Below are 26,842 nucleotides of genomic sequence, written 5' to 3' on the forward strand. Positions count from 1 at the left end.
AGGCCCGGACCCAGACAGAGGCCTTAACATGATCTACGCACAACCTGGCACCCCTGGCGCCATCGTCAGCTTCAAGTCGCGCTACGGTAACTACATCGGCGGCGAATTCGTCGCGCCGCAGAGCGGCCAGTACTTCACCAACACCTCGCCGGTGACTGGTGAGCAGATCGCCGAATTCCCGCGCTCCAACGCCGCCGACATCGACAAGGCCCTCGACGCCGCCCATGCTGCCGCTGACGCCTGGGGCAAGACCTCGGCCCAGGATCGCGCCCTGGTGCTGCTGAAAATCGCCGACCGCATCGAACAGAACCTCGAAGTGCTGGCCGTGACCGAAAGCTGGGACAACGGCAAGGCCGTGCGCGAGACGCTCAACGCCGACGTGCCCCTGGCCGCTGACCACTTCCGCTATTTCGCCGGGTGCATCCGTGCCCAGGAAGGCGGCGCCGCCGAGATCAACGAACACACCGCTGCCTATCACTTCCATGAGCCATTGGGTGTGGTCGGGCAGATCATTCCGTGGAACTTCCCGCTGCTGATGGCGGCCTGGAAACTCGCCCCGGCCCTGGCCGCCGGTAACTGCATCGTGCTCAAGCCGGCCGAGCAGACGCCGCTGTCGATCATGGTGTTTGCCGAGTTGATCAATGACCTTCTGCCACCGGGCGTGCTGAATATCGTCCAGGGCTTTGGCCGCGAAGCCGGCGAAGCGCTGGCCACCAGCAAGCGCATCGCCAAGATCGCCTTTACCGGCTCGACGCCTATCGGCGCGCACATCATGCATGCGGCCGCCGAGAACATCATCCCGTCGACCGTGGAACTGGGCGGCAAGTCGCCGAACATCTTCTTCGAAGACATCATGAACGCCGAGCCACAGTTCATCGAAAAGGCCGCCGAAGGCCTGGTGCTGGCGTTCTTCAACCAAGGTGAAGTGTGCACCTGCCCGTCGCGGGCGCTGGTGCAGGAGTCGATCTACGACGACTTCATGAAAGTGGTGATGAAGAAGATCGTCAAGATCAAGCGCGGCAACCCGCTGGACACCGAGACCATGGTCGGCGCCCAGGCGTCCGAGCAGCAATACGACAAGATCCTGTCCTACCTGAAAATCGCCCAGGAAGAGGGCGCCGAGTTGCTCACCGGCGGCGCGGCCGAGCGCCTGGAGGGCGACCTGTCCAGCGGTTACTACATCCAGCCGACCCTGCTCAAGGGCCACAACAAGATGCGCGTGTTCCAGGAAGAAATCTTCGGCCCGGTGGTGGGTATCACCACCTTCAAGGACGAAGCCGAAGCCCTGGCGATCGCCAACGACAGCGAATTCGGCCTGGGTGCCGGGCTGTGGACCCGTGATATCAACCGTGCCTACCGCATGGGCCGGGCGATCAAGGCCGGCCGCGTGTGGACCAACTGCTACCACCTGTACCCGGCGCATGCCGCGTTTGGCGGCTACAAGAAGTCCGGCGTGGGGCGTGAGAACCACAAGATGATGTTGGATCACTACCAGCAGACCAAGAACCTGCTGGTGAGCTACGACATCAATCCGTTGGGGTTCTTCTAAGGAAACTCTGAAAAAGACTTCCAAATCTGGTGAGATACGGCTGTCCCACGAACTGAACGGTTGAGCCCCGATGAAGCAAATGTCTTTCGCTGATGCCGAGTACGCAGGCAAACGTAAGCAGACCCGCCGTGAGCGTTTCCTGATTGAGATGGATCAGGTCGTGCCCTGGAAAGGCCTGATTGCGTTGATCGAGCCGCATTATCCGAAGGGTGAAGGCGGTCGTCCGGCGTATCCGTTGATGGCCATGCTGCGGGTTCATCTGATGCAAAACTGGTTCGGCTACAGCGATCCGGCGATGGAAGAGTCCCTCTACGAAACCACGATTCTGCGCCAGTTTGCCGGGCTGCATTTGGATCGGATTCCGGATGAAACCACGATCCTCAACTTCCGCCGGCTGTTGGAAAAACATGAGCTGGCCGGTGGGATTTTGCAGGTCATCAACGGCTATTTGGGCGACCGAGGTTTGCTGCTGCGTCAGGGAACTGTGGTCGATGCGACGATCATTCATGCGCCCAGTTCGACCAAGAACAAGGACGGTAAACGCGACCCCGAAATGCACCAGACAAAGAAAGGAAATCAGTACTATTTCGGGATGAAATCGCACATCGGTGTCGATGTTGAATCCGGTCTGGTACATAGCGTGGTGGGCACGGCGGCGAATGTGGCGGACGTGACTCAGGTCGATCAGTTGCTGCATGGCGAGGAAACTTACGTCTCTGGCGATGCCGGTTACACCGGCGTGGAGAAGCGTGCGGAGCATCAACATCGCCAGATGATCTGGTCGATCGCAGCGCGCCCCAGCAGCTATAAGAAGCATGCAAAAAAGAGCCTGATCGGTCGCATGCGCCGCAAAATCGAATACGCGAAAGCTCAAGTCCGGGCCAAGGTTGAGCATCCATTCAGGGTGATCAAGCGCCAGTTTGGTTATACGAAAGTCCGCTTCCGAGGCTTGGTGAAAAACACCGCGCAGCAGACCACACTGTTTGCCTTATCGAACCTGTGGATGATGCGAAAACGACTGTTGAATGCAGGCGAGGTGCGCCTGTGATGTGGACAATGAGCCCTGAAAAGGTGCTATTCCGCAAAAAACAGTGAACTGACAGGAGGAAAGGTCTGATTTTCGATTAAGTCGGTGTTTTTTGAACCTCAGACAGCGAGGCCGTTAAAAACGGCTGCTTACTTCAGACCTTCCCTAACCCTCCGATGCAACGCGGTCCCCTGTGGGAGGGGGCTTGCCCCCGATAGCGGTGTGTCAGTCACAGCTGTTTCAGCTGACACGCCCTCATCGGGGGCAAGCCCCCTCCCACATGTTGCTCCCCGTACGTTCGCGACCAATGCAGTGCCCGCACTCGTTCGAAAGCAGCATTCGTACCCTCGTCCCAAGAACCTGCTGGTGAGCTACGACATCAATCCGTTGGGGTTCTTCTGATTTCAACTTGAAATGCAATCAACTGTGGGAGGGGGCTTGCCCCCGATAGCTGTGTGTCAGTCACAGCTGTTTCAACTGACACTCCCTCATCGGGGGCAAGCCCCCTCCCACATGTTGCTCCCTGTACGTTCGCGACTAATGCAGTGCCCTCACTCGTTCGAAAGTAGCATTCGCACCCCCATCCCTCCATGCATTAATGCCTTCACCGGAATCTTCCGGCACAACAAGAGGATCGCCCCATGTGGACTAAACCCGCGTTTACCGACCTGCGTATCGGCTTTGAAGTGACCATGTACTTCGCCAGCCGCTGATCCACCCCCGGCCAGCCACGCGCTGGCCGGGCTCGTTTTGGGAATGACCCTTTGGTCTGATTGCATTCGTCCGCGAATGGGTTAGTGTGAAGTGCATCTCCCAAAAATAATAACAACAGGCTTTCCAATGAGCCCAAATCTGAGCCTCCTGCGTAAATTCGTCTCGCCTGAAATCATCTTTGGTGCCGGCTGCCGGCACAACGTCGGTAATTACGCCAAGACCTTTGGTGCGCGCAAGGTCCTGGTGGTCAGCGACCCTGGTGTGATCGCCGCGGGTTGGGTGGCCGATGTGGAAGCCAGCCTGCAAGCCATCGGCATCGACTATTGCCTGTACAGCGACGTGTCACCCAACCCGCGCGTCGAAGAAGTGATGCTGGGCGCCGAGGTGTACCGCGACAACCATTGCGACGTGATCGTCGCCATCGGTGGCGGCAGCCCCATGGACTGCGGCAAGGCCATCGGCATTGTGGTCGCCCATGGGCGTAACATCCTCGAATTCGAAGGGGTGGACACCCTTCGCGTGCCCAGCCCGCCGTTGATCCTGATCCCCACCACCGCCGGCACGTCGGCGGATGTCTCGCAGTTCGTGATCATTTCCAACCAACAGGAACGCATGAAGTTCTCCATCGTCAGCAAGGCGGTGGTGCCGGATGTGTCGCTGATCGACCCGGAAACCACGGCCAGCATGGACCCGTTCCTGTCCGCCTGTACCGGTATCGACGCGCTGGTGCATGCCATCGAAGCGTTCGTGTCCACCGGTCACGGCCCGCTCACCGATCCCCATGCGCTGGAAGCCATGCGCTTGATCAACGGCAACCTGGTGCAGATGATCGCCAACCCTGGTGACATTGCCCTGCGCGAGAAGATCATGCTCGGCAGCATGCAGGCCGGCTTGGCGTTCTCCAATGCGATCCTCGGCGCGGTGCATGCCATGTCCCACAGCCTCGGCGGGTTTCTCGACCTGCCCCATGGCTTGTGCAACGCGGTGCTGGTGGAACACGTGGTGGCGTTCAACTACAACTCGGCGCCGGAGCGTTTCAAGGTGATTGCCGAGACGTTCGGCATCGACTGCCGGGGCCTCAACCATCGGCAGATTCGGGGGCGGCTGGTGGAGCATCTGATTGCCCTGAAACACGCGATCGGCTTTCACGAAACCCTCGGTTTGCACGGGGTGCGCGTGGCGGATATTCCGTTCCTGTCCCAGCATGCCATGCACGACCCGTGCATCCTCACCAACCCCCGTGAGTCGAGCCAGCGTGACGTCGAGGTCGTCTATGGCGAAGCTCTCTGACGACCAGCAGCGCGCCCTGGCCGGGTTGCTGGGGCTGGGCGACCAGTCGGCGCGCAAGAGCCATTACCCGGAACTGACCGCGCGGCTCGATGAGCTGGAGGCCGAGCGCAAGCGCTACATCCGCCTTAACGATGAGCTGGAGCAACGGGTGGCGGCGCGCACCGATGAGTTGCTGGAAGCCAACCGCAACCTGCAACAGCAGATCGCCCAGCGCGAACAGGTCGAACAGGAACTGCGCGATGCCCGCGATGCCGCCGAGGCCGCCAACCGCAGCAAGGACAAATACCTCGCCGCCGCCAGCCATGACCTGTTGCAACCGCTCAACGCCGCGCGCCTGCTGATCGCCACCCTGCGCGAACGCAACTTGCCCAGCGTCGAGCAGGTGCTGGTCGAGCGCACCCACCAGGCCCTGGAAGGCGCCGAGGATTTGCTCACCGACCTGCTGGATATCTCGCGGCTCGACCAGGCCGCGGTCAAGCCGGATGTGGCGGTGTATCGCCTGGATGAACTGTTTGCGCCGCTGGTCTCGGAATTCCAGTCAGTGGCCTTGGCCGCCGGGCTCAATCTGCGCGCGCATACCGGCCACTACGCGATTTGCACCGACTTGCGCCTGGTCACGCGCATCCTGCGCAATTTCCTCAGCAACGCTTGCCGTTACACCGACGACGGCTGCATCCTGCTCGGCGCGCGCCGCCGTGGCGACCGCCTGCGCCTGGAAGTGTGGGACACCGGGCGCGGCATCCCGGCCGATCGGCTCGACGCGATCTTCCTCGAATTCAACCAGCTGGACGTCGGCCGCGCCTCGGACCGCAAGGGCGTGGGCCTGGGCTTGGCGATTGTCGAGCGCATCGCCGAGATCCTCGGCTACCCGGTGGCGGTGCGCTCGTGGCCGGGGCGCGGGTCGATGTTCAGCATCGAAGTGCCCATCAGCGAGGACATGCCGTTGGCCATCAGCCAGCTGCCGGTGCAAGCGACGACGGGCAACCCCTTGCCGGGGCGGCGTTTGCTGGTGCTGGATAACGAACTCAGCATCCTGGAAAGCATGAGCGCGCTGCTCGGCCAGTGGGGCTGCGAGGTGGTTACCGCCACCGACCAGGCCGGCGCCTTGCTGGCGTTGCAGGGCAGGGCGCCGGAGTTGATCCTGGCGGACTACCACCTCGACCACGGCGTGGTGGGTTGCGAGGTGGTCAAGTACCTGCGCGAGCACTTCGACCAGCCGATTCCCGCGGTGATCATCACGGCTGACCGCACCGACCAATGCCGGCGCATGCTGCGGCGGCTGGACGCGCCATTGTTGAACAAACCGGTCAAGCCCGGGAAGTTGCGGGCGGTATTGAGCCAGTTATTGGCCTAGGGTCTTGATACCTGTCAACACCGCCTGCGGCATTTTGCGCCATGCTCCCTGCCTGATTTGACGGCCGACGGAGAACCCCATGAGCGCCCCCGCAACAACCGCTGCATCCTTCAAGTTGCCCCTGGGCCTGGTCGTCGCCGTGCTGGTGATGGTCGGGGTGCTGCTGTTGCCGATGCCCGCCGACTTGCCGGTGGCGGGGCATCGCATGCTGGCGATCCTCGCGTTTGCCGTGGTGGTGTGGATCACCGAGGCGGTGTCGTATGAAGCCAGCGCGATCATGATCACTTCGCTGATGGCGTTCCTGCTCGGCACCGCGCCGTCGCTGCAGGACCCCACGCACCTGATCGGTTCCAGCCCGGCCATCAGCATGGCGCTTACCGGCTTTTCCAACCCCGCGCTCGCGCTGGTGGCGGGCGCGTTGTTCATCGCCGCCGCCATGACTCACACCGGCCTCGACCGGCGTATCGCCCTGGTCACCCTGACGCGGGTGGGCACCAGCACGCGCGGCATTCTGCTGGGGGCGATCGCGGTGACTATCCTGCTCAGCCTTGTCGTCCCCAGCGCCACCGCGCGCAGTGCCTGTGTGGTGCCGATCATGATGGGCGTGGTCGCTGCGTTTGGCGTCGACAAACGCTCCAACATCGCTGCGGGCTTGATGATCGTGGTGGCCCAGGGCACCAGCATCTGGAACGTCGGCATCCAGACCGCCGCCGCACAAAACCTGCTGACCGTGGGCTTTATGGACAAGATGCTCGGCCAGCGCGTGTCGTGGATCGACTGGCTGATCGCGGGGGCGCCATGGGCGCTGATCATGTCGGCGGTGCTGTTGTTCCTGGTGATCAAGCTGCTGCCGCCGGAAAGCGACAGCATCCCTGGCGGCAAAGAGGCGGTGGCGCAGTCGCTGGTGGATATCGGCCCGATGACCGGGCCGCAGAAGCGCCTGCTGGCTGTGTCGGTGCTGCTTCTGCTGGCTTGGGCCACGGAAGGGCGCCTGCACAACTTCGACACCACCTCGACGACCTATGCCGGCCTGGTGTTCCTGTTGTTGCCGGGCATTGGCGTGATGACCTGGAAGGACGTGCAATCGCGTATCCCGTGGGGCACGGTGATCGTGTTTGGCGTGGGCATCAGCCTGGGCACGGCGCTGCTGACCACCCAGGCCGGGCAGTGGCTGGGTTCCCAGGTGGTGGCGCACACCGGCTTGGACCACGTGGGGCCGCTGGGGGTGTTTGCGATTCTTGGGGCATTCTTGATCGTGATCCACTTGGGGTTTGCCAGCGCCACGGCATTGACCTCGGCGTTGCTGCCGATCCTGATTGCGGTGTTGCAGACCCTGCCGGGGGAATTCAACCGGTTGGGGGTGACGATGCTGTTGGGGTTTGTCGTCAGCTACGGGTTTATCCTGCCGATCAACGCGCCGCAGAACATGGTGTGTTTGGGGACTGGGACGTTTACGGCACGGCAGTTTGCCAAGGTGGGGATTTTGGTCACGTTGATCGGCTACCTGCTGATGCTGGTGTTTGCGGCGACTTACTGGAGCTGGCTCGGCTGGATCTGATAGGGCGTGTGGTCTCCAATACAAAGGAGATCCAATGTGGGAGGGGGCAAGCCCCTCTCACATTTTGATCTCCATGGACCAGATAGACCTTGCTCTGTACCCAACCCAGAAAGCTGGTCAGCCCAGACGCCGCCATCACCGCCAACCCCCATACTTGACCTTGCCCACGCCAGGCATCAATTGCCCCTTCAACATGGCAAGATGAACTCCTCTCAGGTTTACTACTCCCTGAGTAATGGAGTCACCGACCTTGCGTGTCGGCTCATCAAGGTCACCGAATGGACAAATACACCCCCCGCACCTGGCAGCCTCACGAGCGCCCGAGCCTGCCGGGCTCGCCGTCGACGCCGTTGCACCCCACCCACAAGCGCTGGCTGTATGCCTTGGTCGGCGTACTCGTAGCCATCACCGGCGGCCTGGGCAACTCGCTGGTGATCGCCAACCTGCAATACCTGCAAGGCGCCTTGGGCGCGACCACCGCGGAAATGGCCTGGTTGCCCGCCGCCTATGTGATGACCAACGTGTGCATGAACCTGCTGCTGGTGAAGTTTCGCCAGCAATTCGGCCTGCGTGCGTTTACCGAGGTGTTCCTGGTGCTCTATGCACTGGTGACCTTCGGCCACTTGTTCGTCAACGACCTCAACTCGGCCATCGCCGTGCGGGCAGCCCACGGGATGGTGGGGGCGGCGCTCAGTTCCCTGGGTTTGTACTACATGATCCAGGCGTTCCCCGCCAAATGGCGCTTGAAGGCGCTGGTGCTGGGGTTGGGGACCGCGCAGCTGGCCTTGCCCCTGGCGCGGTTGTTCTCCGAAGACCTGCTGCAAATCGCCGAATGGCGCGGCTTGTACCTGTTCGAACTGGGCATGGCGCTGATCTGCCTGGGCTGCGTGTTCCTGCTCAAGTTGCCGCCCGGCGACCGTTTCAAGACCTTTGAAAAACTCGACTTCCTCACCTTCGCCATTCTCGCCAGCGGTGTGGCGCTGCTCTGCGCGGTGCTGTCCTTGGGGCGCATCGACTGGTGGCTGGAAGCGCCGTGGATCGGCGTGGCCTCGGCCTGTTCCCTGGTGTTGATCATGACTGGCCTGGCCATTGAGCATAATCGCGCCAACCCGCTGCTGATGACCCGTTGGCTGGGCAGCGGCACCATGATTCGCCTGGCGCTGGCGGTGATCCTGATTCGCATGGTGTTGTCCGAGCAGTCCACCGGCGCGGTGGGGTTCATGCAGATGTTGAACATGAGCTACGAGCAGATGCACACGCTGTACGTGGTGATGCTGGCCGGGGCGATCAGCGGGCTGGTGGTCAGTGCGCTGACGATCAACCCGGCGCACTTGCTGATGCCGCTGGTGATTGCCCTGGCGCTGATGGCCACCGGCTCGGTGATGGACAGTTTCTCCAGCAACCTGACCCGCCCGCAGAACCTGTATATCAGCCAGTTCCTGCTAGGCTTTGGCGGCACCTTCTTTTTGGGGCCGACCATGGTGCTGGGGACTAAAAACGTGCTGACCAACCCACGCAACCTGGTGAGTTTCTCGGTGATGTTCGGGATCTGCCAGAACCTCGGCGGCCTGATCGGCGCGGCGTTGCTCGGCACGTTCCAGGTGGTGCGCGAGAAGTTTCACTCCAGCATGATCGTCGAGCACCTGACCTTGCTCGACCCTCGCGTGGCCGCCCGCGTGCAGGGCGGCGGCTCGGCCTATGGCGGCATCGTCGCTGACCCGGAGTTGCGCAACCTCATGGGGATTCGCAGCCTGGCCACCGCGGCAACCCGTGAGGCCAATGTCATGGCCTACAACGATGTGTTCATGCTGATCGCGATCATCGCGATCCTGACCATGATCTGGATCTTTATCCGCAGTCTGTGGCTGATGAGCACCACTAAAGCAGCCACTCCCGTTCAACCCAGCGGCGCCTCTTCATGACCGAACCGACCACGACCACCACCAATGCCATCGCCGCCACCCCGGAAGGCACCACGCCACCGGGGGCCACCGTCACCGAACCGCGCTCCCTGTGGGTACGCATCCTTTCGTCCCTGGGCTTTGCCGCGATTGCCCTGGTGGGCGTGCTGGTCGTGCTGTACGCCTGGCAGCTGCCGCCGTTCAGCAGCGCGGTGGAAACCACCGAGAACGCCCTGGTGCGCGGCCAGGTGACCATTATCGGCCCGCAGCTCAGCGGCTATGTGTTCGAGGTGCCGGTGCAGGACTTCCAGTACGTCAAGGCCGGCGACTTGCTGGTGCGCCTGGATGACCGCATCTACCAGCAGCGCCTCGACCAGGCCCTGGCCCAACTGGCGGTGCAGAAGGCTTCACTGGCCAATGTGGTGCAGCAACGCAACAGTGCAGAAGCAACGATCAAACTGCGCCAGGCCGCATTGGTGGACAGCCAGGCGCAGGCGCGCAAAAGCACCGCCGACTTGCGGCGCAATGAAGCGTTGATCAGCGACGGTTCGGTGTCCAAGCGCGAGCTGGACGTAACCCGCGCCGCCCATGCACAGACTATTGCGGCGGTCGCGCAAGCCCAGGCCAGCCTGGAAATCGCGCGGCAGGATTTGCAGACGGTCATCGTCAATCGCGGTTCCCTGGAAGCGGCGGTGGCCAGTGCCGAAGCGGCGTTGGAGTTGGCGCGTATCGACCTGTCCAACACCCGCATTACTGCACCCCGTGACGGTCAATTGGGGCAGATTGGCGTGAGGCTGGGTGCCTACGTCAACTCTGGCGCGCAGTTGATGGCGCTGGTGCCGAAGCACCTGTGGGTGATCGCGAATATGAAGGAAACCCAGATGAACAACGTGCAGGTGGGCCAACCGGTGACCTTCACCGTGGATGCGCTGAACCACCGCAAGTTTCGCGGCACGGTGCAGCATATATCCCCAGCCACCGGCTCGGAGTTCAGCCTGTTGCAGGCGGATAACGCCACGGGCAACTTTGTGAAGATTGCCCAGCGCGTGCCGGTAAGGATTACCGTGGACCCGGATCAGGCTGAGAGTGAACGGCTGCGGCCGGGGTTGTCGGTGGTGGTGAGTATCGACACGGCTGGGCGCCTGAAAAACTCCCCACCTTGAGCATGGCGCTGATCCCTGTAGGAGCGAGCTTGCTCGCGAAGATCGTCAACGATAACGCGGGGGGCCTGATGCCCCGCGTTGCCCTGAGGTTTTTCGCGAGCAAGCTCGCTCCTACAGGGGGGTGTATTTCAGGTTGAAATTGAGTTGGACCGACTGGTTGTGTTCCAGCAGTGTCAGGCCCGGCCGCCCTGGCAGGTGATGAGCATTCACCGGATGACTCACCGGCTCGATGCAAAAGAACCCCAACCCCGGCGGGCAGTACAGCAGGAAGTAATCGGCCCCGCTGGCCTGGCATTCCAGCGCATAACCCAGTTCTGGCTGTTCGATCCGGCAGTACCCGTCCCACTGGCAAAAGCCATTGTCCACTACGCCTTCGGGCAGGTTTTTCAATGCCTGGAAATCCCACTCTCCCGGCACCGCCGCCAACCCGGTCGGCAGCTTGGACGCATCACTCATCCACACCTGTGCGGCCTTGGCCTGCAACCGGGTGCCCGGTCGGCGTGGAAAGTACGGATGCAGGCCCACGCCATGCCACGCCGCTGTTGCGGCCTGGTGCGTCACCCGCAGTTCGATACCTAGAACCCCGTCGCTCAAGCGAATACGCTGCTCGGCGCGGTAGGCAAACGGCGTGGCGCATTCGAGCGCCAGCACCACCTCATCCGCCGCCTGGCTGACCACTTGCCACCCGTGCTGCCAGGCTGAGCCATGAATCGGCAGTGGATCGGTCAGGCTGTTGGGCGTGAGTGCCAGCCAACCGTCGGGGTTGTCGAAACCGCCATGGGCAATGCGGTTGGACCAGGGCACCAACGGATAGCACCCCAGCTTGCCCGGCAAACCGGTATGGATCGCCTGCTCATCGTTGTGTCGCAGCAACGGCTGCCCGGTGGCACGCACTGTCCAGTTGACGATGCTGCCGCCCACGGCCGGGTTCAAGGTCAGGTGGGTGAGGTTATCTTCAAGTTCAATCATCATCACAGCACCACACTGGGCAGCCACAACGACAGCGCCGGAACGTAGGTCACCGCCATCAGCACCAGGAACAGCACCGCATAGAACGGCAGCAACGCCTTCACGGTCCGCTCGATACTGACCTTGCCCACGGCCGCCCCCACAAACAGCACCGCGCCCACCGGCGGCGTAATCAAACCGATGCCCAGATTCACCAGCATGATCATGCCGAAGTGCACCGGGTCGACGCCGATGCCGAGCACCACGGGCAGCAAAATCGGGGTAAGGATCAGGATCAGCGGCGCCATGTCCATCACCGTGCCGAGCAACAGCAGCATGGCGTTGATGCACATCAGGATCACGTAGCGGTTGTCCGACAGGGTCAGGAACAGCGTGGTGATCTTCGCCGGGATCTGCATCAGGGTCATGATGTAGCCGAAGCTGGCGGCGAAGGCGATCAGGATCATCACGATGGAAATGGTGCGTACCGTGCGGTGCATCAGCTTGGGCAGTTCGCTCCATTTGTAGTCGCGGTAGATGAACATGGTCACGAAGAACGCCCACAGCACCGCGATCGCGGCGGATTCGGTGGCGGTAAAGATGCCGGAGAGGATGCCGCCGAGGATGATCACCATGGCCATCAGGCCCCACAGCGCGTCGGCGCAGATTTTCAGCGCTTGCTTCAAGGGAATGACTTCGCCCTTGGGGTAATTGCGCTTTTTGGCGAAGATCAGGCACAGCACCATCAGGCACGCGCTCATCAACAGGCCGGGGACCACACCGGCCATGAACAACGAGGCGATCGACACCGTGCCGCCCGCTGCCAGGGAGTAGAGCACCGAGTTATGGCTGGGCGGCGTCAACAGTGCCTGCACCGAACCGCTGATGGTCACCGCGGTGGCGAATTCTCGGGGATAGCCACGGCGTTCCATCTCCGGGATCAGCACCGAGCCGACCGAGGCCGTGTCGGCCACCGACGAACCGGAGATCGCGCCGAAAAACGTCGAGGCCATGATGTTGACCAAGGACAGGCCGCCGCGCACAAAGCCCACCAGCACGCCGGCAAACGCCACCAGGCGGCGCGACATGCCGCCCTCGGCCATGATCGCCCCGGCCAGCACGAAGAACGGAATCGCCATCAGCGAAAATTTATTTACCCCGCCGGCCACCTGGATCATCAGGGCCTGGAACGGGATGTCGATCCACCACGCGCCAATCAATGCCGACAAACCCAGGGCGTAGGCCACCGGCATGCCGATCAGGATCAAGGCAATAAAGCTGCCCAACAGAATCAATGCGTCCATATCACGCGGCCCCTTCGCTTTCTTCCACCAGGTCGAGGCGCACCACGCGCCGGTTGCTCTGGTCACCGAGCAGGAGTTTTTCCACCACAAAGATCAGGGTCAGCAGCCCGCCAATCGGGATCGGCATATAGGTGATGCCCACGCGCAGGGTCGGGATGGCGCTCATGAACTGGTTCCAGGTGGACAGGCACAGCTTGGTGCCCCAAATGGCCATGAACAGGCAGATGGTGCCCATCAGCAGCTGCGAGACGATGCCGATGACCTGGCGTTGGCGGGGCGGCAGGCGGTCGGTGATCATCGCCACCGACATGTGTGCGCCAGCGCGATAGCTGGCGGCGGCGCCGATAAAGGTGAACACCAGCATCAGCAGGATGGCGGTGGGCTCCGGCCAGCTGGAGCCGGTGCCGAGGATGTAGCGGGCGAAGATGCCCCAGGGAATGATCAGTGCCACCCCGAGAACCGAGAGGCCGGCGACCCAGACGCAGGTCATGTAGAGGCGGTCGTTGATGCGCAGCAGTAGATTCTTCATGGCGTTCACCGTAACCGGGCGCGTCGATGCCGACCGCGCCGGGCCTTTTGCGAGAGGCAGGGAAGGTTATTGAACGGCGTCGATGCGCGCGATGATGTCGGCGTAGGGCGCGCCGTACTTGGCGCGAACCGCTGCGGTGGCGTCGTAGAAGGGTTTTTTGTCGACGCTGATGAACTCGACACCGGCGGCCTTGAGCTTGGTTTCGCTGCTGGCGGACTTGGCATCCCACAGCGCGCGCTCATCGGCCTGGGCGGCCTTGGCGGCGTTTTTCACCATGACTTGCTGCGCCGGGGTGAGCTTGTTCCAGGTGATCTTCGACATCACGATGGGCTCGGGCAGGATCAAGTGTTCGGTGAGGGTGTAGTACTTGGCGTTCTGGAAGTGGTTGTGTTCCAGCAGGGTGGGCGGGTTGTTTTCCGCGCCGTCGATCACTCCGGTCTGCAGGGCACTGAAGATCTCGCCGGTGTCCATGGCGATGCCGTTGGCGCCCATGGCATTAAAGGCGTCGATGAACAGCGGGTTGCCTTGCACGCGGATCTTCATGCCCTTGAGGTCTTCGATCTTGCGCACCGGTTTCTTGGTGTAGAGGTTGCGCGTGCCGCCGTCCATCCAGGCCAGGGCCACCAGGCCGAACTCGGAGTCGGTGATCTTGGCGAGGATCTCATCGCCGATCTCGCCGTCGATGACCTTGCGCATATGCGCCTGGTCACGAAACACGAACGGCAGGTTGAATACGTTCACGTCCGGCACCACGGGCCCGACGATGCCAAGGCTGACGCGGGTCATCTGCACCGCGCCGACCTGGGCCTGCTCGACCACTTCTTTCTCGGAGCCCAGGACCCCGCCGGGGAAGTACTTGAAGGTCAGTTCGCCGTTGCTTTGTTTGGTCAGGGCCTTGCCCATGTTCTCTTCGGCTACGACAGTGGGATAGCCGGCGGGGTGAACGTCGGCGAATTTGATTTCCAGCGCGTGGGCGGCGCCGGTGAACAGGACACTCAGGGGAAGTGCAGCGGCCAGCAAGGTGCGTTTGAAGTCCATGGGAGGTCACTCCTGTGTTGTTATTGTTGTATTCAAGGCACAGCGATGCAGCTAGAGGGTAAACGTTGGCTCAGGCAGTCCTTGGACGCCGGGGTTGAGGGCGAACACGCCGCCGGACAGTGACTGCTCGCCCTGGTCGTCTCGTATCGAGGTGACGAACAGCGTGTCCAGGCGACTGCCGCCAAAGGCGCACATCGTGGGTTTTTTCACCGGTACGCTCAGGGAGCGGTCCAGGCGGCCATCGGGGGTAAAACGGTGGATCAGGCCGGCGTCGTTGGCGCAGATCCAGTAGCCACCGTCGGCGTCCACGGCTGCGCCGTCGGGACGACCTGGGTGCTGGTGCATGTCGACGAACACGCGGCGGTTGGACGGCGTGCCGGTCTCGGTGTCGTAGTCGAAGGCCCAGATCTGCTGGACCAGCGGGTGTGAATCCGAGGCGTACATCGTGCGGCCATCGGGGCTGAAGGCGAGGCCGTTGAGGGTGATAAAACCGTCCAGCTGGGCATGGGGCGCTGAACCCGATGCATAGCGATAGAGGATGCCTTCGGCCGCATTCGCGCCCATGTTCAGCACCATGCTGCCGGCCCAGAAACGGCCCTGGCGATCACAGCGGCCGTCGTTCAGACGCATGTCCGGGCGAGGGTGCTCGACGCTGGCCAATGGCGTGGTGTCGAGGCTGCCGTCGTTATGCGGCGTGAGTTGGAAGAAGCCGGTTTGCATCCCCGCAACCCAGTTGCCGGCGTCGGTGCGAGCGATGCAGGCCAGCATCTGCGGGGCTTTCCACGCAGCGAGATGGCCGGTGGCGGCGCTCCAGCGTTGCAGGCCACCGTTGGGGATGTCCACCCAGTACAGGGCGTTTTCCTCGGGCACCCATACCGGGCACTCGCCCACGGCATTGCGGGCGTCGACAATCAATTCTGCAGTCATGGCCACTCATTCCCTTGGGTTGGTCTGGCGTCAGTCACCGAACGGTCCAGCGGCGCAGAATGCCCCGCCTTGATACACCTTGGCCGGGTCATCGGCCGCTACGGGGGGCTGGGTTTCGACCTGGGCACGGAAGACTTCGGAGGTGTCTTTCGGGGCATAGCCCAGGTGCGCGGCGTAGCGGTTGTCCCACCAGGTGTCGAGGTTAGCCGACATGCCGTAGACCACGGTGTGGCCGACGTTCGGCGTATACAGTGCGCGTTCGAGCAGTTGGGTCAGGTCGTCGAAGCTCAGCCAGGTGTGCATCATCCGGCGGTTCTGCGGTTCCGGGAACGAAGAGCCGATACGGATACTGACGGTCTCGATGCCGTAGCGGTCGAAGTAGAAACTGGCCATGTCTTCGCCATAGGACTTGGACAAGCCGTAGTAGCTGTCTGGGCGGCGTGGGGAGTGGGCGTCGAGCTGTTCGCCCTGCTTGTAGAAGCCGATCACATGATTGGAGCTGGCGAAGACCACGCGCTTGACGCCATGGCGGCGCGCGGCTTCGTAGATGTGGAAGATGCCGCTGATATTGGCGCCTAGCACTTCTTCGAAGGAGCGTTCGACCGAGACACCGCCAAAATGCAGGATGGCGTCGACGCCTTCCACCAGGTGATGCACGGCTTGTTTGTCGGCGAGGTCGCAGGGTTGCACTTCTTCGCTGGCGTCGGCCGCCGGGGCCATGTTGGCAATGTCCGACAGGCGCAGTACTTGGGCGTAAGGGCGCAGGCGTTCGCGCAGGACTTTACCGAGGCCGCCGGCGGCACCGGTGAGCAGCAGGCGGTTGAAGGGAGTGGGGGTAGTCGTGGTCATGGAGATTCCAAATTTTTGTTGTAGGTTGTCGTATGACTATGCCGAAGTATTGTTAGGGATCCCCTGGGTTGTCAACGCGCCATTGGACAAAAGGTGTAACGAGGCTGTGGCGAGCGGGCTTGCCCTAATGTCGTTCAGTTAAGCGTACATCGCCTTCTGTAGGAGCGAGGGGGACGCCTAGTTCTTGCTCGCGAAAAACGTCAACGATAACGCGTGTTTCCTGAATGAACGCGGCGCCTGTAAGTTCTTCGCGAGCAAGCTCGCTCCTACAAAAAAGCCTTAACTGAACGGCATTAGGGCAAGCCCGCTTGCCACAGGGGTTACAGCAACGAGATCGGATAGCTGATAAAGATCCGGTTCTCATCGAACTCGTTATTGCTGAAATCCCGACGCAGGGTGGAGTTACGCCATTTGACGTTCAAATCCTTCAGCGCACCGCTCTGCACGGTGTAGGCCAGTTCCGATTCACGCCCCCATTCCTTGCCGTCGGTGATCGCCCCGGTGTGTACGTTACTGCCGCTGATATAGCGGTTCATCATGGTCAGCCCGGGAATGCCAAGCACCACGAAATTGAAGTCATGGCGCACCTGCCAGGATTTTTCCTTGGCGTTGTCGTAGCTGGAGTTGTAGCTGTCGTTGGCCAGGGTGCCGCCGCTGGTGCCGTTGACCCGCATCCACACGCTGTCGCCGGTGAGCTTTTGCAGGCCGACATAGAAGGTGTTGCCCTGGTACTTGGCCGAAAGCAGGGCGAACACGGTCTTGTTGTCCAGGTCGCCGGCCAGGGCGCTGCCGTCTTCCTTGCCGTTGAAGAAGCCGAGGTTGGCGCCCAGGGTCCAGTCGCCCAGCGGTTGGCTGTGGGTCAGGTTGAGGTATTGCTGCTGGTAGATATCGCTCAGTTCGGCATACCACAGGCCGACCTGGGTGCGCTTGTCATTGAAGCTGTATTCACCGCCACCGAAGTTGAAGCGGTCGGAGGTGAATGCGGCTTTGCCGTTCATGAACATGTCTTCCATGCTCGCGTCGTTGCGCGGGCTATTGCCGCGAAACTGCCCGCCGTAGAGGGTCAGGCCGGCGATTTCGCTGGACGTCACCTGACCGCCACGGAAGGTCTGTGGCAGCGAGCGGCCGTCGTCGGAACGCAGGATCGGCAGCACCGGCATCCATTCGCCCACCTTTAATTCGGTCTTCGACAGCTTGGTCTTCAACGCCACGCCCAGGCGCCCGAAGTTGTCGGCGGGGCGGCCGTCATCGTGGATCGGCAGCAACTGGGTGCCGCCGGTGCCTTTGCCGCCGTCGAGCTTTTGTGAGTACAGGCCCAGCACATCGATCCCGAAGCCGACAGTGCCTTGGGTAAAGCCGGACTTGGCGTCGAGGATAAAGCTCTGCGTCCACTCTTCGGCCTTGCCCTGAGGGTTGCTCGGGTTGGTGAAATTGCGGTTGAAGTAGGCGTTACGCAGGTTGAGCGTGGTCTTGGCGTCGTCGACAAAACCTTCGGCGTGGGCGATGAGGGGCAGGGTGAAGGCCAGGCTGCCGAGGCCGATAACACTGAGACGCGCGGAAGAATAGCGGGCGAATTGACTCACAGTGATGCTCCCTTTCATTTGTTGTTTTTATTATTTGTTATACGTCGTCGTACAACATTGGGGCGGATATTTGCGGGGTTTTTGCGGGGTGTCAAGCAGAAGTTATACGATGACTGCGTGTGGGTTGATCTAGAGCGGGCAGTGTCAATGTGGGAGGGGGCAAGTCGAATCGTCGCACCGCCCCTCCCACATTCAGCCCGCCAGGACCATGGGAGGCAGGGTGCCAAGGAGTGAAACGGCGGCGACGGCGCAAACACCGAGCAGCCATTCCAGCATCACGCTGGCCTTCAAGCTGCCCAGCCGCTGTTCGCAGCGATCAAGGCGCAGCCGGTTCAGCAGCGCCAGCGCCAACATGCCCAGCACCAGCATCACCTTGATCAATAGAATCAACGCAAAACCACTGAACAACGGCGTGGGCCACAGCTGCCCGGTGAGGACGCGCACATTGATCAGGCCGGTCACCAGCAAGCCCGCGACCAGGCCATAACCGACGCCGCTGAAACGACGCAGGACCGGCGCCAGCTCAACACCGTGTGGCTGCCTGAGGATCAATACCAGCAGCAATAACCCCCCCAACCATGCGCCGACGCACATCAGGTGCACCATCTGGTTGAGGATCAACAGCTGCCCGCTCAGCCCATCGAGCATGGCGCCATGGCCGACCGGGGCCAGGGTCATCAGCAGCAGCGTGATCAACGGCAGGCGCGGGGCCTTCCACGCGGTCATCAGGGCGATGACCAGCAGCCCATTCAACAGCAGGTGCCAGGTCCACACCTGGCCAAAAAAGGTCTTGCCCAGCACCAACTGCACGGTCGACAGTTCCAGCGCCGCCGGCCATGAACCGGCCATGCTGGCGGTAATCAACAGTAACCAGATCACCCCCGACGCGAGGGCCGTCCAGGCCAGCCCACGGGTGATGCGCAACACTTGTCGGTCCAGCACCGCCTGCGGTTCAGCGCCCAGGAGCCAGGGCCTGAATACACAGGCCCCGAACATCAGCAGCACGACGATGAAATGCACAAAGCGGCACAGCACCAGCAGGGTTGCCATGGGTTATTGGCCGACCTGGAAGCTGTATTCGCCATTGCTCTTGTGGGTATCGACCGAGACTGCGTTCCACACCACTTTGTAGTGACCGTCCGCCAGCGGGGCGGCGGGCGTCACCACCAGGGTTTTCTTGTCGGCGTCTGGCGTTGCCAGGCCCTTGATTGCCACTTCGGTGCCGTCCTTGCTCAGGGACACCTTGGTGAAGGTGGCTTCGACGCCTTCGCTGAAGGTCAGGCGCAAGTCCTTCGGTGCGGCGACGGTGCTGTCGGCGGCCGGCTCCGAGCTTTTGAGGTGGGCGTGGGCAAACGCCGCCGAGGCGCCGAGCAGGGAGGCGAGCAGGGCGACGGCGGTTAGGGTTTTCTTGATCAGCATTGTTCCGTACCTTCAGTGGGAGGAGTCGGTAAAGCCATGTGCAGCAAGGGAAACGGTTTGCCTTCGCCATCCAGCGGCGAGCGCGCGACCTGGACAAAACCGTAGTGCAGGTAGAAACCCACAGCCTGGGGGTTCTGCTCGTTGACGTCGACGGTCAAGGTGTCGTGGCGCGCACGGGCGTGGTCCAGCAACTGGCGGCCGATCCCCTGGCCGCGGCGCGTAGGGTCGATAAACAGCATTTCCACATTGTTCCTGCCGGTGGCGATGTAACCGGCAATACCCTGTTCATCTTCATACACCCAGACGTCAAGGGCAGGCATCGGCAGGTAAGTGTCGCGTACCAGGGGCAGTAAACGCTGGATATCGTCCTCGGGGAGGAAGTCATGGGTGGCGCGTACCGAGCGCTCCCACAGGGCGCCCAGCAACGGGTCGTCGGCGGGTACGCGAGGTCGAATAGGCATGGGAATGATCCTGGATAGGGACCGCGATCCTAACCAATCCAATATCCGTGGGGAAGGTGAAGGTAAGAACTTTCATTGCGGCCTGTCGCCGCGGTCTAGAGCCGATGGTAGTCTTTAGCCCATGTTGTTGTCAGGGAGCCCTTATGGGCAATCACAAGATCGGAATTCGCCGGGTCAACGTCGAAAAAATCCTGCTGGCGGCGGAGAAGGTCTTCGCCGAAAAGGGCTATGGCAGCACCGCCATGGCCGATATCGCTGAAGAAGTGCAGCTGCCACGTTCCAACCTGCATTATTACTTCACCACCAAGAGCGAGCTGTACAGCGCCGTGCTGTTCGATCTGCTGGAGGTGTGGAAGCAGGACGCCTTGAGCTTCGAGACCTTCGATGACCCGAGGGTGGTGCTCAGCAGCTACATCCGCGCCAAGATGCAGCGCTCGCGCACGCGGCCCTATGGCTCGAAAGTCTGGGCCAACGAGATCATCCACGGCGCGCCGACCCTCGGTGAGGCGCTGGATGAAAGCCTGTACGACTGGGCCAAGATGAAGGAGGCGAAGATTCGCCAGTGGGTGGAAGACAAACGCATCCTGCCGGTGGAGCCGTCGAGCCTGCTGTATATGATCTGGGCATCGACCCAGCACTATGCCGACTTTGATCACCAGGTGAAGATTTTGAATGATCACCAGCCGTTGTCGGATATGCAGTTCGAGAAGGCGATCCAGACGGTGACCAGTGTGATTTTGCGCGGGATTGGGTTGGAGCCTTGAGTCTTGTGGTGAGGCTGAGGGCCTCATCGGGGGCAAGCCCCCTCCCGCAGTGGATCGCATTCTTTCAGACATAATGCGCTCAATGTGGGAGGGGGCTTGCCCCCGATAGCGGTCTACAGGACTACACCGCCTCCCGGTAGGGATTACGCGGATCCTGCGTCCAATTCAAGAACGGCTTACCGGTGTCCACCGGTACCATCTCGATGCAATCCGCCACCGGGCAGGTGATCTGGCACAGGTTGCAACCCACGCACTCGTCGTCGATCACCTCGTACTGATGGGTGCCGTCCGCCTGTTTCAAACTGGCGATGGCCTGGTGCGACGTATCTTCACAGGCAATATGGCAACGCCCGCAGCCAATGCACGTCTCCTGATCGATCTTGGCAATGACCTGATAGTTGATGTCCAGGTACTTCCAATCCGTGGTGTTGCCCACCGCCCGCCCGGAAAATTCTTGCAGGCTGGTGTAACCCTGACTGTCCATCCAGCGTGACAATCCATCCTTCATCTCTTCCACAATGCGAAACCCATGCAGCATCGCCGCCGTGCACACCTGCACCGCGCCGCAGCCGAGGGCGACGAATTCCGCCGCGTCGCGCCAGTTGCCGATGCCACCAATGCCGCAGATCGGCAGGCCTTGGGTCTGCGGGTCGCGGGCGATTTCGGCGACCATGTTCAGGGCAATCGGCTTGACCGCCGAGCCGCAGTAACCGCCGTGGGTGCTCTGGGTGCCGACCATCGGCAGGGCGACCATGCGTTCCAGGTCCACGCTGGTGATGGAGTTGATGGTGTTGATCAGCGACACCGCGTCCGCACCGCCGCGATAGGCCGCCCGCGCCGCCACACGGATGTCGGTGATATTCGGCGTGAGCTTGACGATCACCGGCAGTGAGCAATAGGTCTTGCACCAGCGCGTCACCTGTTCCACATACTCTGGCACCTGGCCCACCGCCGCGCCCATGCCGCGCTCGGGCATGCCGTGGGGGCAACCGAAGTTCAGCTCGATGCCGTCGCAGCCGGTGGCTTCTACCAGGGGCAGGATGTTTTTCCAGGATGCTTCAACGCACGGCACCATCAGCGACACGATCAGCGCGCGGTCCGGCCAATCCTTTTTCACCTGGGTGATTTCCCTGAGGTTGATCTCCAGGGAGCGGTCGGTGATCAGCTCGATATTGTTGATGCCCAGCACTTCGCGGTTGGCGCCGTAGTGCGCCGAGTAACGCGACGACACGTTGACCGCCGCCGGGTCTTCACCCAGGGTTTTCCAGACCACGCCACCCCAGCCCGCTTCAAACGCGCGGACCACGTTATAGGCTTTGTCGGTGGGCGGCGCGGAGGCCAGCCAGAACGGGTTGGGGGCCTTGATTCCGGCGAATACAATCGAGAGATCGGCCATTACGCAGCCTCCACGTTAAGCATGAGTTGGGCGTGCATTGCTTCGGCGGCCAGCTTGCCGTGTTGTACCGCTTGCACGGTGAGGTCCTGGCCGAGGCTGACGCAGTCGCCACCGGCATATACGCCGGGGATGCTGGTGCGCAGCTGTTCATCGACGAAGATACGCGCGCCGACGCGCTGCAGTTGTTGGGCCAGGGGGTCGTGCAGCGCCTCGTTATCGAAGCCCTGGCCAATGGCCTTGAAGATCGCATCGGCGGCCAATTCGAAGGTCTCTCCGGTGGGTTGCAGGCAGCCGTTTTCCAGGCGAGTGCGGGCGAAGCGCATGCCGCGGACGTGGCCCTGGTCATCCAGCAGCACTTTTTCGGGTTGGGCCCAGGTCAGCAGGCGCACCTGATTGGCCTTGGCGATGTCCTGCTCATGCTGGGTCGCGCCCATGTCCGCCAGGCCTCGGCGGTAGACCAGGTTGACGTCGCGCGCACCGAGGCGGGCCATTTGCACGGCCATGTCGATGGCGGTATTGCCGGCGCCGAGCACGATGCAACGGTCGGCCAGGGGCAGTTGGGTCAAGTCGTCAGCCTGGCGCAACTCGCGGATATAGTCGGTGGCAGCGAGCAGGCCGGGGGCGTCTTCGTGGGGCAGGTCGAGGTGTTTGCTGGCGGTCAGGCCCAGGCCAAGGAACACCGCATCGAATTGCTGGTGCAGTTCGCTCAAGGTGAGGTTGTCGCCCAGGCGCTGGCCGTGGCGAATCTCGATGCCGCCGATTTGCAGGAGGAACTCCAGTTCCTTCTGGGCGAAGTCATCCACCAACTTGTACTTGGCGATCCCGTATTCATTCAGGCCGCCGGCCTTTTCCCGCGCTTCGAAAATCACCACGTCATGCCCGTGCAGGGCGGCGCGATGGGCGCAGGCCAGCCCTGCGGGACCTGCGCCGACCACGGCGATGCGCTTGCCGGTGGGCGCTGCACGCTGGAACGGGTGTTCGCTGAAGTGCGCATTGTCGATGGCATAGCGCTGCAACAGGCCGATCAGCACCGGCGCGCATTCTTCGGCGTTGTTACGCACGCAGGCTTGCTGGCACAGGATCTCGGTGGGGCAGACGCGTGCGCAACTGCCGCCAAGGATGTTGGCCGAGAGGATTTTCTGCGCTGCGCCTTGGACGTTGTCGGTGTGGATATTGCGGATGAACGAGGGGATATCGATCTCGCTGGGGCACGCATTCACGCACGGCGCGTCGTAGCAATACAGGCAGCGCGAGGCTTCCAGTTGCGCTTGCCGGGCGGTGAGGGGCGGTGCCAGGTCGGTGAAATGGCTGGCGAGGGTGGCCCCGTCTTCAGGGGGATGGGGGAGGTGGCTCAGGGTCTGGATCACGGTGTTGGCCTCACGGTTATTTTGCCTCTGACGGGCATTTGCTGACGCAATGTGTAGGAGCGAGCTTGCTCGCGAAAAACCTGAGAGCGCCGTTGAGTATCAGGCTTCCCGCGTTTTCGTTAACGTTTTTCGCGAGCAAGCTCGCTCCTACATGGGGGGCTCAGCGTTTCACAGCCACCGGCCTGGAATGCTCCGCCCGCTTGCTCAACTGCTCAAACACCGACGGATACGCCGGCCGTTCCACATAGCGCCCGGCACCGCGCTCGGCGCGCAGGTCGCCATCGGCCCAGACCAGCTTGCCCTGGCTGATGGTGTGGCTCGGCACGCCGCGCACGGTCTTGCCTTCGAAGATGTTGAAGTCCACTTGCTGGTGGTGGGTCTTGGCTGAAAGGGTGCGGGTGCCCTCGGGGTCCCACAGCACCAGGTCGGCATCGGCGCCGACGCGGATCGCGCCTTTGCGTGGGTAGAGGTTGAAGATCTTCGCGGTGTTGGTGGAGGTCAGCGCGACGTACTCCTGCATCGACAGGCGCCCGGTGTTGACCCCTTCGTGCCACAGCAGCGCCATGCGGTCTTCGATCCCCGCGGTGCCGTTGGGGATCTTGCTGAAGTCGTCGCGGCCGGCGGCTTTCTGTTCGGCGCAGAAGCAGCAATGGTCGGTGGCGGTGGTGTGCAGGTTGCCCGATTGCAGGCCATGCCACAGCGCTTCCTGGTGCCCGCGTGGGCGGAACGGCGGGCTCATCACATAGCCGGCCGCGGTGTGCCAGTCGGGATGCTGGTAGACGCTGTCATCCAGTAACAGGTGGCCGGCGAGCACTTCGCCGTACACCGCCTGGCCCTTGCCCCGGGCGTAAGTGATTTCGTCCAGGGCTTCCCGGGTTGAAACGTGCACCAGGTACAACGGCGTGCCGAGGGTCTCGGCGATACGAATCGCGCGGCTGGCCGCTTCGCCTTCCACCTGGGAGGGACGCGACAGTGGATGGGCCTCCGGCCCGGTGATGCCCTGGGCCATCAGCTTGCGTTGCAGGTGATACACCAGCTCGCCGTTCTCCGCATGCACGGTGGGCACCGCGCCCAGTTCCAGGCAGCGTTCGAAGCTGGCCACCAGGGTGTCATCGGCGGCCATGATCGCGTTCTTGTAGGCCATGAAGTGCTTGAAACTATTGATGCCATGGTGGCTGACCAGCTCGGCCATTTCTTCGCGCACCTGCTCGCTCCACCAGGTAATCGCCACGTGAAAGCCGTAGTCGGATGCGGACTTTTCCGCCCAGCCGCGCCACTGGTGAAAGGCTTCCAGCAAGGACTGCTGCGGGTTGGGGATCACAAAGTCGATGATCGAGGTGGTGCCCCCCGCCAGGCCTGCTGCGGTGCCACTGAAAAAGTCTTCACTGGCCACGGTGCCCATGAAGGGCAATTGCATGTGGGTATGCGGGTCAATGCCGCCGGGCATCAGGTATTGGCCGCTGCCGTCGAGTATCTCAGTGCCGGCGGGAATATCCAGGTCCGTGCCAATGGCGCGAATTAGACCGCCTGCGCATAAAACATCGGCGCGGTAACTTTCATCATGGGTAATAACGGTGGCGCCACGGATCAACAGCGACATGTCGAGTTCCTCACAAGGCTTGACCGGCTTGTGCCAGTTCTAAGTGTTGTCATGCTGTTCACCGTGGGGTGCATAAACCTGTCATCGGTGACAGGAATAGAAACTAGCCCGAGTTTTTAGAATGAGCAAGAATATTTTTTATAAGCTTATATCGATATTAACTTGTTGATTTATATGGATAAAAATTGAAAATCACCAAAATGTAGCGAGCGCTCACCATTTTGACGCACTTGACAGGTTCTCAATATGAGCAACATTTCTTATTGCAAATCAGACGCTTGAGATATGCCGCTTGACGGGCGCGGTAAATAAAAATAATTGTGATGCACCAGATTGAGCCCTGAGGGTTCGGACAACTTTCGCGTTATTTAGCCTGAGTAGCGCGGCAAGTACCGCAGGCTCAATTGGAAAGCTGATTAACATCAGCACGTTATATAAGCGGTGCGGGTTGAAGGTCAGTGGTCGGCACGATTATTGAGTGCAGTGGCGGCTGGCCGGGCCCGTGATGTCGTGTTGTCAACGAGGTACTCCGGCCATCCTGCGTAAAGCGTGGGATGAGCAACAATAATTCGAAAAAACCGTGGAGCGGCCATGCAACAGAACAGATCGCAAGTCATAGAACGCAACGGCCTGTACGAACTCGACGCCGGCCCCGACGTCCTCGACAGCCCTCGCTACAACCACGACATGGCACCGACCAAGGTGCATGAACGCACTTGGAACAAGTGGCACATCACCGCGCTGTGGGTCGGTATGTCGATCTGTGTGCCCACGTACACCCTGGGCGGGGTACTCACGGCGTACTTCGGTTTGTCGGTGGGCGAGGCGCTGATGGCGATCCTGCTGGCCAATATCGTGGTGCTGATTCCGCTGACCCTCAACGCCTTCCCCGGCACGAAGTACGGGATTCCGTTCCCGGTGTTGCTGCGCTCGTCGTTCGGCATCCTCGGCTCCAACGTGCCGTGTCTGATACGCGCGCTGGTAGCCTGTGGCTGGTTCGGTATCCAGACGATGTTCGGCGGGTTGGCGATTCACCTGTTCCTGGGCTCGATTTTCGACGGTTGGAAGTCCCTCGGCGGCACCGGTGAAGTGATCGGCTTCATGATTTTCTGGACCCTGAATTTGTGGGTGGTGCTGCGCGGCGCCGAGTCGATCAAGCGCCTGGAAACCCTGTCGGCGCCGCTGCTGGTGGCGGTGGGCATTGGTTTGCTGGTGTGGGCGATGCCCAATGTCTCCCTTAGCGAGCTCATGGCCATTCCACCGAAACGCCCCGAAGGTGCCAGCCTCACCGGTTACTTCATGGCCGGCCTTACCGCGATGGTGGGCTTCTGGGCCACTTTGTCGTTGAACATTCCTGACTTCAGTCGTTATGCCAAAAGCCAGAAGGACCAGATCCTCGGGCAGATTTTCGGCCTGCCGCTGACCATGTTCCTGTTCGCGGCCCTGGGCGTGATCATGACCGCCGCCTCGGTGAAATTAGTGGGCGTCAGCGTGTCCGACCCCGTCACCTTGATCGGCCATATCCAGAGCCCGGTGTGGGTCGCCGTGGCCATGGCGTTGATCATCGTCGCCACCTTGTCCACCAACACGGCGGCGAATATCGTCTCGCCCACCAACGACTTCCAGAACATCGCGCCCAAGCTGATCAACCGCACCACGGCGGTGATCCTCACCGGCCTGGTCGGGCTGGCGTTGATGGCCCATGAGCTGCTGAAAAAGCTCGGGCTGATCGTCTCGGACGTGAGCCTGGAGACGGTGTATTCCAACTGGTTGCTGGGCTATTCGAGCTTGCTGGGGCCAATCGCCGGGATCATGGTGGTGGACTACTTCATCACTCGCAAACAGCAACTGGACCTGGCCGGTTTGTACCGCGACGACGTGTACCCGGCGTGGAACTGGAGTGGCTTTGTCGCCTTTGGCGTGCCGGTGGTGTTGACCTTGCTGTCGTTGGGCAGCGATGCGTTCAGCTGGTTCTACAGCTACGGCTGGTTTACCGGTTCGGCGTTGGGCGGGTTGTTGTATTACGGCTTGAATGCCAAGCGCGGAATCAGCCCGGTAGTCGTCAAAGTCAATTCATAAGAAATACAGCCTGAGGAGATCC

Annotated in this window: 23 protein-coding genes and 1 pseudogene; 11 read left to right on the forward strand and 13 right to left on the reverse strand. The window is 61.7% G+C overall.

Going from position 1 to position 26,842, the window contains the following annotated elements:
• Nucleotides 1-28: 28 nt before the first annotated feature.
• The 9 genes and pseudogenes from P2T68_RS13615 to P2T68_RS13655 form a co-directional block, all read left to right on the forward strand.
• Nucleotides 29-1,549, forward strand: a complete 1,521-nt coding sequence (locus tag P2T68_RS13615) for an aldehyde dehydrogenase family protein (RefSeq protein ID WP_024076311.1) — start codon at nt 29-31, stop codon at nt 1,547-1,549.
• A gap of 70 nt (nt 1,550-1,619) precedes the next feature.
• A complete protein-coding gene (locus P2T68_RS13620) occupies nt 1,620-2,597 on the forward strand; it encodes an IS5 family transposase (RefSeq protein ID WP_033902000.1) in 978 nt (325 codons plus the stop codon).
• A 620-nt stretch (nt 2,598-3,217) separates the two neighbouring features.
• Nucleotides 3,218-3,289, forward strand: coding sequence for a pyrroloquinoline quinone precursor peptide PqqA (pqqA, locus tag P2T68_RS13625; protein WP_010209364.1), 72 nt, complete (start codon nt 3,218-3,220; stop codon nt 3,287-3,289).
• A gap of 127 nt (nt 3,290-3,416) precedes the next feature.
• A complete protein-coding gene (gene ercA / locus P2T68_RS13630) occupies nt 3,417-4,580 on the forward strand; it encodes an alcohol dehydrogenase-like regulatory protein ErcA (protein WP_024076310.1) in 1,164 nt (387 codons plus the stop codon).
• On the forward strand, nt 4,564-5,934 hold the full coding sequence (locus P2T68_RS13635) for a hybrid sensor histidine kinase/response regulator (protein ID WP_024076309.1): 1,371 nt from the start codon (nt 4,564-4,566) through the stop codon (nt 5,932-5,934). Before ercA ends, P2T68_RS13635 begins: the two co-directional genes overlap by 17 nt.
• A 79-nt stretch (nt 5,935-6,013) precedes the next feature.
• On the forward strand, nt 6,014-7,492 hold the full coding sequence (locus P2T68_RS13640; protein ID WP_168232108.1) for a DASS family sodium-coupled anion symporter: 1,479 nt from the start codon (nt 6,014-6,016) through the stop codon (nt 7,490-7,492).
• Nucleotides 7,493-7,770: 278 nt separating this feature from the next.
• On the forward strand, nt 7,771-9,414 hold the full coding sequence (locus tag P2T68_RS13645) for an MFS transporter (RefSeq protein WP_024076307.1): 1,644 nt from the start codon (nt 7,771-7,773) through the stop codon (nt 9,412-9,414).
• Nucleotides 9,411-10,556 (forward strand): HlyD family secretion protein, encoded by a 1,146-nt coding sequence (locus P2T68_RS13650; protein WP_024076306.1) that lies wholly within the window; start codon nt 9,411-9,413, stop codon nt 10,554-10,556. Before P2T68_RS13645 ends, P2T68_RS13650 begins: the two co-directional genes overlap by 4 nt.
• A 2-nt stretch (nt 10,557-10,558) precedes the next feature.
• Nucleotides 10,559-10,684 (forward strand): annotated as a pseudogene (locus P2T68_RS13655) (outer membrane lipoprotein carrier protein LolA); the annotation flags it as partial.
• On the opposite strand, the gene P2T68_RS13660 reads toward P2T68_RS13655, so the two are convergent.
• The 10 genes from P2T68_RS13660 to P2T68_RS13705 form a co-directional block, all read right to left on the reverse strand.
• The gene (locus tag P2T68_RS13660; protein WP_277379751.1) at nt 10,668-11,525 is read right to left on the reverse strand and encodes an aldose 1-epimerase; all 858 of its coding nucleotides are present in this window, start codon (nt 11,523-11,525) and stop codon (nt 10,668-10,670) included. The pseudogene P2T68_RS13655 and the gene P2T68_RS13660 sit on opposite strands and share 17 nt — an antisense overlap.
• A 2-nt stretch (nt 11,526-11,527) precedes the next feature.
• Nucleotides 11,528-12,808 (reverse strand): TRAP transporter large permease, encoded by a 1,281-nt coding sequence (locus P2T68_RS13665; protein WP_069076580.1) that lies wholly within the window; start codon nt 12,806-12,808, stop codon nt 11,528-11,530.
• Nucleotide 12,809: 1 nt separating this feature from the next.
• Nucleotides 12,810-13,337, reverse strand: a complete 528-nt coding sequence (locus P2T68_RS13670) for a TRAP transporter small permease (protein WP_024076303.1) — start codon at nt 13,335-13,337, stop codon at nt 12,810-12,812.
• 66 nt (nt 13,338-13,403) lie between these two features.
• A complete protein-coding gene (locus P2T68_RS13675) occupies nt 13,404-14,375 on the reverse strand; it encodes a TRAP transporter substrate-binding protein (RefSeq protein ID WP_069076582.1) in 972 nt (323 codons plus the stop codon).
• A gap of 51 nt (nt 14,376-14,426) precedes the next feature.
• Nucleotides 14,427-15,302 (reverse strand): SMP-30/gluconolactonase/LRE family protein, encoded by an 876-nt coding sequence (locus P2T68_RS13680; RefSeq protein WP_277379477.1) that lies wholly within the window; start codon nt 15,300-15,302, stop codon nt 14,427-14,429.
• Between the two features lie 30 nt (nt 15,303-15,332).
• Nucleotides 15,333-16,151, reverse strand: coding sequence for an NAD(P)-dependent oxidoreductase (locus tag P2T68_RS13685; RefSeq protein WP_024076300.1), 819 nt, complete (start codon nt 16,149-16,151; stop codon nt 15,333-15,335).
• A 320-nt stretch (nt 16,152-16,471) separates the two neighbouring features.
• Nucleotides 16,472-17,734: an OprD family porin gene (locus tag P2T68_RS13690; RefSeq protein WP_277379478.1), complete on the reverse strand. Its 1,263-nt coding sequence runs from the start codon at nt 17,732-17,734 to the stop codon at nt 16,472-16,474.
• A gap of 192 nt (nt 17,735-17,926) precedes the next feature.
• Nucleotides 17,927-18,784: a copper homeostasis membrane protein CopD gene (gene copD / locus P2T68_RS13695; RefSeq protein ID WP_277379479.1), complete on the reverse strand. Its 858-nt coding sequence runs from the start codon at nt 18,782-18,784 to the stop codon at nt 17,927-17,929.
• 3 nt (nt 18,785-18,787) lie between these two features.
• Entirely contained in the window at nt 18,788-19,153 is a 366-nt protein-coding gene (copC, locus tag P2T68_RS13700; protein WP_069076567.1) for a copper homeostasis periplasmic binding protein CopC, read from the reverse strand.
• Entirely contained in the window at nt 19,147-19,614 is a 468-nt protein-coding gene (locus P2T68_RS13705; RefSeq protein WP_069076566.1) for a GNAT family N-acetyltransferase, read from the reverse strand. Before P2T68_RS13705 ends, copC begins: the two co-directional genes overlap by 7 nt.
• A gap of 143 nt (nt 19,615-19,757) precedes the next feature.
• Here P2T68_RS13705 and P2T68_RS13710 point away from each other — a divergent pair, with 143 nt between their 5' ends.
• On the forward strand, nt 19,758-20,378 hold the full coding sequence (locus tag P2T68_RS13710) for a TetR/AcrR family transcriptional regulator (protein WP_069076565.1): 621 nt from the start codon (nt 19,758-19,760) through the stop codon (nt 20,376-20,378).
• A 121-nt stretch (nt 20,379-20,499) separates the two neighbouring features.
• On the opposite strand, the gene preA is transcribed toward P2T68_RS13710, so the two are convergent.
• The 3 genes from preA to hydA form a co-directional block, all read right to left on the reverse strand.
• Complete coding sequence (gene preA, locus P2T68_RS13715; RefSeq protein WP_024076294.1) at nt 20,500-21,774, reverse strand: NAD-dependent dihydropyrimidine dehydrogenase subunit PreA; 1,275 nt, start codon at nt 21,772-21,774, stop codon at nt 20,500-20,502.
• Entirely contained in the window at nt 21,774-23,141 is a 1,368-nt protein-coding gene (locus P2T68_RS13720) for an NAD(P)-dependent oxidoreductase (protein WP_168232116.1), read from the reverse strand. Before P2T68_RS13720 ends, preA begins: the two co-directional genes overlap by 1 nt.
• 160 nt (nt 23,142-23,301) lie before the next feature.
• Nucleotides 23,302-24,741 carry a dihydropyrimidinase gene (gene hydA / locus P2T68_RS13730; RefSeq protein WP_069076563.1) on the reverse strand — a complete coding sequence of 480 codons (1,440 nt, stop codon included), beginning with the start codon at nt 24,739-24,741 and terminating at the stop codon, nt 23,302-23,304.
• 591 nt (nt 24,742-25,332) lie between these two features.
• On the opposite strand from hydA, the gene P2T68_RS13735 reads away from it, so the two are divergent.
• The gene (locus P2T68_RS13735) at nt 25,333-26,820 is read left to right on the forward strand and encodes an NCS1 family nucleobase:cation symporter-1 (RefSeq protein WP_150055858.1); all 1,488 of its coding nucleotides are present in this window, start codon (nt 25,333-25,335) and stop codon (nt 26,818-26,820) included.
• Nucleotides 26,821-26,842: the final 22 nt, after the last annotated feature.

This window comes from Pseudomonas sp. G11 (assembly GCF_029457515.1).
Lineage (GTDB): Bacteria > Pseudomonadota > Gammaproteobacteria > Pseudomonadales > Pseudomonadaceae > Aquipseudomonas > Aquipseudomonas gorinensis.